This window comes from Mesorhizobium sp. (genome assembly GCF_004962925.1).
Classification (GTDB): Bacteria; Pseudomonadota; Alphaproteobacteria; order Rhizobiales; family Rhizobiaceae; genus Mesorhizobium.
Genome location: NZ_SUEO01000118.1, coordinates 10,431 through 15,638 on the forward strand (window position 1 = coordinate 10,431; position 5,208 = coordinate 15,638).

Below are 5,208 nucleotides of genomic sequence, written 5' to 3' on the forward strand. Positions count from 1 at the left end.
GTCTTCGCCGTCATGACCTTTACGTGGCTGGCGCTTTACGCGACGGTCGTCGCCAAGGCCGGGGATTTTCTGCGCCGGCCATCAATCCGCCGCGTCATCGAAGGCGTCACCGGAATGGTGCTGATCGGTCTCGGCATCCGTATCGCAACTGAACACCGCTAGATGGAGTGCACTTTCGCCGATTGTCCCGGATGCTCAGGGTAATTCTTGACGAACCACCTTGGTTCACCAATAATCATCGTGAACCAAGCGAAAGTTAAGACCATGACGGCTTTTACCGTGCGCGTCCCGGACGAAACCGCAAACAGACTTGACCAGCTTGCCGAAAAACTCGACCGCTCGCGCTCCTATGTGGCTGCGCAGGCCATTGAGGACTTTGTAGCCCGTGAGGAATGGCAACTCGCCGAGATAGAGGCCGGGTTGGCCGAAGCCGAGCGCGGCGATTTTGCCAGTGACCGTGATGTAGCCGCTGTTGTCGGAAAATACGTCAAGTCCGCCCGCCAAGGATGAGCCGCAAAAGAATCCGCTGGACCAAGCGAGCGCTGCGTCGGCTTGACGAAATCGGCGCACATCGAGAAGGACAACTCCGAGGCGGCCGCCCGAGTCATCGCGCGCATCGTGACGGCGGCGGAACATCTCGCTGAGCAACCGGCCATGGGGCGCATCGGGCGCATCAAGGCGACGCGGGAGCTCGTTTTGGTCGATATTCCGTATATCGTCCCCTATCGCGTCAACGGCGAGACTGTCGAAATCCTCACCGTCATGCACGCCGCCCAACGGTGGCCGCAGGCCCTGTAAAATCGCCAACACCATGGCCCCGTCATCAGGCCACACCGCCTTCAGCCTACCTTCTTCCTGGTCATGAAGGCCATCAAGGCGGCGCGGGCCTCGTCGGATTTGAGCCGCTCGCGGAAATGCTCGCTTTCCTGGCCGATGCGGGCAACGAGATCTTCACGCGAGCCGCGCATCAGGTCACGCGCGATCTTCAGCGCTTGCGGTGGCTTGGCCGCGATCTGACCGGCGGCGGCAAGCACTGAGGCTTCGAGCTCGTTTTCCTCGACCACCGCGTAGATCAATCCGGCGGCTTTCGCCCGTTCGGCCGAAAGGCCCTCGCCTAGGCCAAGCAGCGCGAAGGCGCCTTGCCGCCCTAGGATCTGCGGCGCAAGCAGGCTCGACCCGGCCTCAGGGACCAGGCCGAGATCGACGAAGGGCGTGCGGAACATTGTGCGCGGCGTGGCGAAGGTCAGGTCGCAGTGCAGGTTGAGCGTGGTGCCGATCCCTACCGCAATGCCGTCAACGCCGGAAACCATGGGTTTTTCCGCCCTGGCCAGCGCCATCAGGAAATCCCAGACTTCGGTGCCGCCCTCGCCGCCGGTGGCGACGACCATGAAATCGGCAAGATCGTTGCCGGACGAGAAGGCGCCTGAAACACCAAGGAAGACATGAACGCGGATCGCCGGATCGGCGTCGCCCTCGACAAGGGTTTTGGACATTTTCGCATACATGGCGCGCGTCAGCGCGTTCTTCTTGTCCGGACGGTTCATGCGGATGATCTGGATGGCGCCCTGGCGCTCGACGAGGATATGGTCTGTCATGGTCGGCCCCTTGTGGACGTGAGCTTGTGAACGTCAGGAAGTTCAGGCAGAAATCAGTGCCTTGCCGGCAGCCGCAAGACTTTCAGCGCCGCCGATGACGCGCTCCTTCAGCGCGCCCGCCTCGCCAAGCAGGTTTTCGGCGAAGAACCGGCAAAGGGCGATGCGGCCTTGGTCGGCAAGCGCGCCGCGCGCCAGATAGGCGCCGCCCGCCGCAAGCGAGATCAGCCTCAGATAGGGCGTCGCACCGGCCAGCGTCTCGTCCGAGTGCCCATCAGCCAGCAGCCCTTGCAGGAAACGTGTCGCTTCGCTGACATCGTCGAGTGCCTTGTCGAGACCATCGGCGGTGCGGCCAAACCCCTGAAGATTTGAGGTCCGCACCTGATTGGCGACCGCTTTCAGTTCGGCGATGTAACCATGAACATGCTCGCCGCCGCCAAGCGGCAGCTTGCGCGCCACCAGGTCGATCGCCTGGATGCCGTTGGTGCCTTCATAGATCGGCGCGATGCGCGCGTCGCGGTAAAGTGCTGCCGCACCCGTCTCTTCGATGAAGCCCATGCCGCCATGCACCTGCAGCCCGAGCGAGGCGACCTCGACGCCGACATCGGTGGAAAAGGCCTTGGCCAGCGGCGTCAACAGATTGGCGCGCTCCTGCCAGTGGATGGCTTTATCGCCACTGGATATTCGCGCGTTGTCGATGGCATGCGCGCAGGAATAGCTGATGGCGCGCGCAATCTGGGTCAGCGCCCTCATGGTCAGGAGATTGCGCTGCACGTCCGGGTGATGGACGATCGGCGCCATGCCGTTGCCGTCGTAGCTTGCAGCTTTGCCTTGCCGGCGGTCATTGGCGTAGGTGAGCGCCTTCTGCGTGGCCGCTTCGGCGACCGCCACGCCCTGCATGCCGACCGCGAGCCGCGCATTGTTCATCATGGTGAACATGCAGGCGAGGCCCTTGTTTTCCTCGCCGATCAGCCAGCCGATCGCGCCAGGCGCCATGCCTTCGAAACCATCGCCATAGATCATGGTGCAGGTCGGCGAGGCGTGGATGCCCAGTTTGTGCTCCAGCCCGGAGCAGAAGACGTCGTTGCGTGCGCCCAGCGCGCCATCGTCGCCGACCAGGAATTTCGGCACCAGGAACAGCGAAAGGCCACGTATGCCGGCCGGCGCATCCGGCAGCCGCGCCAGCACCAGATGAATGATGTTGTCGGTAAAATCGTGCTCGCCATAGGTAATGAAGATCTTTTGCCCGAAGATGCAGTAGGTACCGTCGCCGGCCGGCTCGGCGCGGGCGCGCAACGCATTCAGGTCCGAGCCCGCCTGCGGCTCAGTCAGGTTCATCGTGCCCATCCATTCGCCGGAGACGAGCTTTTCCAAATATTTGGCCTTCAGCGTCGGGGAGGCGTGCTTGTCGAGTGCCTCGACCGCGCCCATGGTCAGTGTCGGGCCAATGCCGAAGGCCATTGCGGCTGAGTTCCACATTTCGAGCGCAGCGACGCCGAGCATGGTCGGCAGCGCCTGGCCGCCGAATTCCTCCGGCGCGGACAGTGCGTTCCAGCCGCCGTCGATCCAGCGGCGATAAAGCGCCTTCCAGCCAGGCGGCGTAGTCACGGCCGCACCCTTCAGTACCACGCCATGCTCGTCGCCGATCTTGTAGAGCGGCGCAACCTCCTCTGTGGCGAAGCGGCCGGCTTCCGCCAGAATGGCGTCGACGAGGTCTTCGCCAAGGTCGCCAAACGTGCCGGCGTCGAGCGCCGGCTTCAGGCCGGACACATGCTTCAGCGTGAAGGCGATTTCCTCGACTGGTGCCCGATACATGCCGCTCGCTCCTCCTCTGTCCGGCAGGTCAACTTAAGATCCGTGCCGACGCAAAGCCATCCGCTTTTGGGTCGCATCTCTCCCACCTTCTTTTTACGTAAACGTCAAAATTTGTCACGCAGATTTTGCAATTGCTGCGACACAGGGTAAATTCGGCAAGACCGACTAGAAATACCGGATCGGATCGCCCGTGCTCGCCAGACCTGACGCCTATCGCTGCATCGAATGCGGCCTGTCCTATCGAGCGGCAGGTTTTTGGTACTATCGGGGCAAGGTCGAGGACGGCGCCGCCTATTGGTCGGATCGCGGCATCCTGTGTTCGCCGCAATGCTCGCTGGCCTATCACCACAAACGCGAGGCCGAGGGAACACTGCCGCAGGTACCGACGCCTGACCCGTTCCAGATCCAGCCGGCCTCCCGCCGTTGATGCCCAGCAAACCCGCCACCGGCAGAAGTGCGACATTCGCCGCGGGCCGCCGAAAGCATTTCCTTAACCATGGCGGTTCAGGATCAGGCTTTGGCCAGCAAGGATCTGCTGTTTGAAGCCGCCGGCGCACCCCCTTCGCCGTCTAGGGCCCCTCGTCGTCGCGGCCGCGATGACAATGGCGTTGGGGCCTGCACAAGCCTCGGATTTTTCCGAGCCGTGGAAGAATGCCGACCGGGCGCTGGTGATCGACGCCTACGAATACAATTCCGTCGACTGGGCTCAACTTGCCACCGACAAGCGCATCGTCGGCTTCATCAACAAGGCGTCCGACGGGATGCCGCCACCCTATTTCTGTTTCGGCGCCGAGACCGAGACGCGGCTCTGCAAGACACTGTGGAAGCGCCATGCCGTAGCACAGGAACTGTTCCAAACGCGCAAGGTGGTTGCCAAGGCGCTCGGCTTGAAATGGGGCGCTTATCATCTCGCCCGCCCCGGCAACCCCGTGGGACAGGCCAATAATTTCATCAATTTTGCGAAACCTGGGCCGGATGATCTGCTTGCGCTCGACATCGAGGACGACGACCCAACGCAATGGATGTCGCTCGAAGATGCCGAGGAATTCGTCCGCCATGTGCATCGACGGCTTGGCCGCTTTCCGGTGCTCTACACCAACGGCAAGACCGCCAGGCACATCGCCGACAACAAGTACAAATACCGGCTGCTGTCGCGGCTGCCGCTCTGGTATGCGCGCTACAAGCCCGATATCGGCGTGCATTTTCCAATGGGCAACTGGCAAGGCTACGCACTCTGGCAGTTTTCGGCAAAAGCCAATTGCGGGCGGTTCCGCTGCCCCTACCGGGTGGCTGGCACGCCCAACGACATCGATGTCAATGTCGCTCCGATAGATGCCGCCGCATTGCGCACACAATGGCCATTCGGCGGGCTGATCGACGTGCAACCGGATTACCTCGCCTCGATACCGGTGCCTCTCTCGCGCGAGGCCGGGCTAGCCGGTAATGCCATCACCTACGCGACCGTGGCGGCACCACCGACCTTCGCCGAAATAACAGCCGCGTTCAGCGCACGCTGGACCAAATTCCGCAGCAGCTTTCAACTGCCTTTTGTAAAGGCAGCGCCGCGCCTTCCGCGTGGGATTGCCGAATATGTCGCCTGGACGCGGAAGGAAAAGCGCTCCGCATCAGCCCCTGAAGCCGCGCTCGCCGGCGATCCAGTCAGCACCGCATCGACCGAGTTCGATCGTGGCCTGCGCTAAAATCTGAAACCCGGTGAAGGTCAGCGCACCTGCTCGCGCGCCACGGCCTGCCAGCCGATGTCGCGGCGGCAGAAGCCTTGCGGCCAATCGATCCGGTCGAG

At 62.6% G+C, this 5,208-nt stretch carries 5 protein-coding genes and 1 pseudogene; 4 read left to right on the forward strand and 2 right to left on the reverse strand.

Going from position 1 to position 5,208, the window contains the following annotated elements:
- Nucleotides 1-264: 264 nt before the first annotated feature.
- Both E5W87_RS21650 and E5W87_RS21655 read left to right on the forward strand, forming a co-directional pair.
- Nucleotides 265-510: a CopG family ribbon-helix-helix protein gene (locus E5W87_RS21650; RefSeq protein WP_126107218.1), complete on the forward strand. Its 246-nt coding sequence runs from the start codon at nucleotides 265-267 to the stop codon at nucleotides 508-510.
- Nucleotides 507-798: pseudogene (locus E5W87_RS21655) on the forward strand (type II toxin-antitoxin system RelE/ParE family toxin). Before E5W87_RS21650 ends, E5W87_RS21655 begins: the two are co-directional and overlap by 4 nt.
- A gap of 41 nt (nucleotides 799-839) precedes the next feature.
- Here the strand turns inward: E5W87_RS21655 and E5W87_RS21660 are convergent.
- Nucleotides 840-1,595, reverse strand: coding sequence for a crotonase/enoyl-CoA hydratase family protein (locus E5W87_RS21660; protein WP_292401999.1), 756 nt, complete (start codon nucleotides 1,593-1,595; stop codon nucleotides 840-842).
- A gap of 42 nt (nucleotides 1,596-1,637) precedes the next feature.
- Nucleotides 1,638-3,407 (reverse strand): acyl-CoA dehydrogenase, encoded by a 1,770-nt coding sequence (locus E5W87_RS21665; RefSeq protein ID WP_292402002.1) that lies wholly within the window; start codon nucleotides 3,405-3,407, stop codon nucleotides 1,638-1,640.
- Nucleotides 3,408-3,597: 190 nt separating this feature from the next.
- Here E5W87_RS21665 and E5W87_RS21670 point away from each other — a divergent pair, with 190 nt between their 5' ends.
- On the forward strand, nucleotides 3,598-3,834 hold the full coding sequence (locus tag E5W87_RS21670; protein WP_292402005.1) for a hypothetical protein: 237 nt from the start codon (nucleotides 3,598-3,600) through the stop codon (nucleotides 3,832-3,834).
- 175 nt (nucleotides 3,835-4,009) lie between these two features.
- The gene (locus E5W87_RS21675) at nucleotides 4,010-5,107 is read left to right on the forward strand and encodes a GH25 family lysozyme (RefSeq protein ID WP_292402008.1); all 1,098 of its coding nucleotides are present in this window, start codon (nucleotides 4,010-4,012) and stop codon (nucleotides 5,105-5,107) included.
- Nucleotides 5,108-5,208: the final 101 nt, after the last annotated feature.

Excerpts from the sequence above, each read along its gene's own strand:
- E5W87_RS21650 (WP_126107218.1), top strand. The coding sequence starts at position 265 with ATGACGGCTTTTACCGTGCGCGTCCCGGACGAAACCGCAAACAGACTT.
- E5W87_RS21660 (WP_292401999.1), bottom strand. The coding sequence starts at position 1,595 with ATGACAGACCATATCCTCGTCGAGCGCCAGGGCGCCATCCAGATCATC.
- E5W87_RS21665 (WP_292402002.1), bottom strand. The coding sequence starts at position 3,407 with ATGTATCGGGCACCAGTCGAGGAAATCGCCTTCACGCTGAAGCATGTG.
- E5W87_RS21675 (WP_292402008.1), top strand. The coding sequence starts at position 4,010 with ATGGCGTTGGGGCCTGCACAAGCCTCGGATTTTTCCGAGCCGTGGAAG.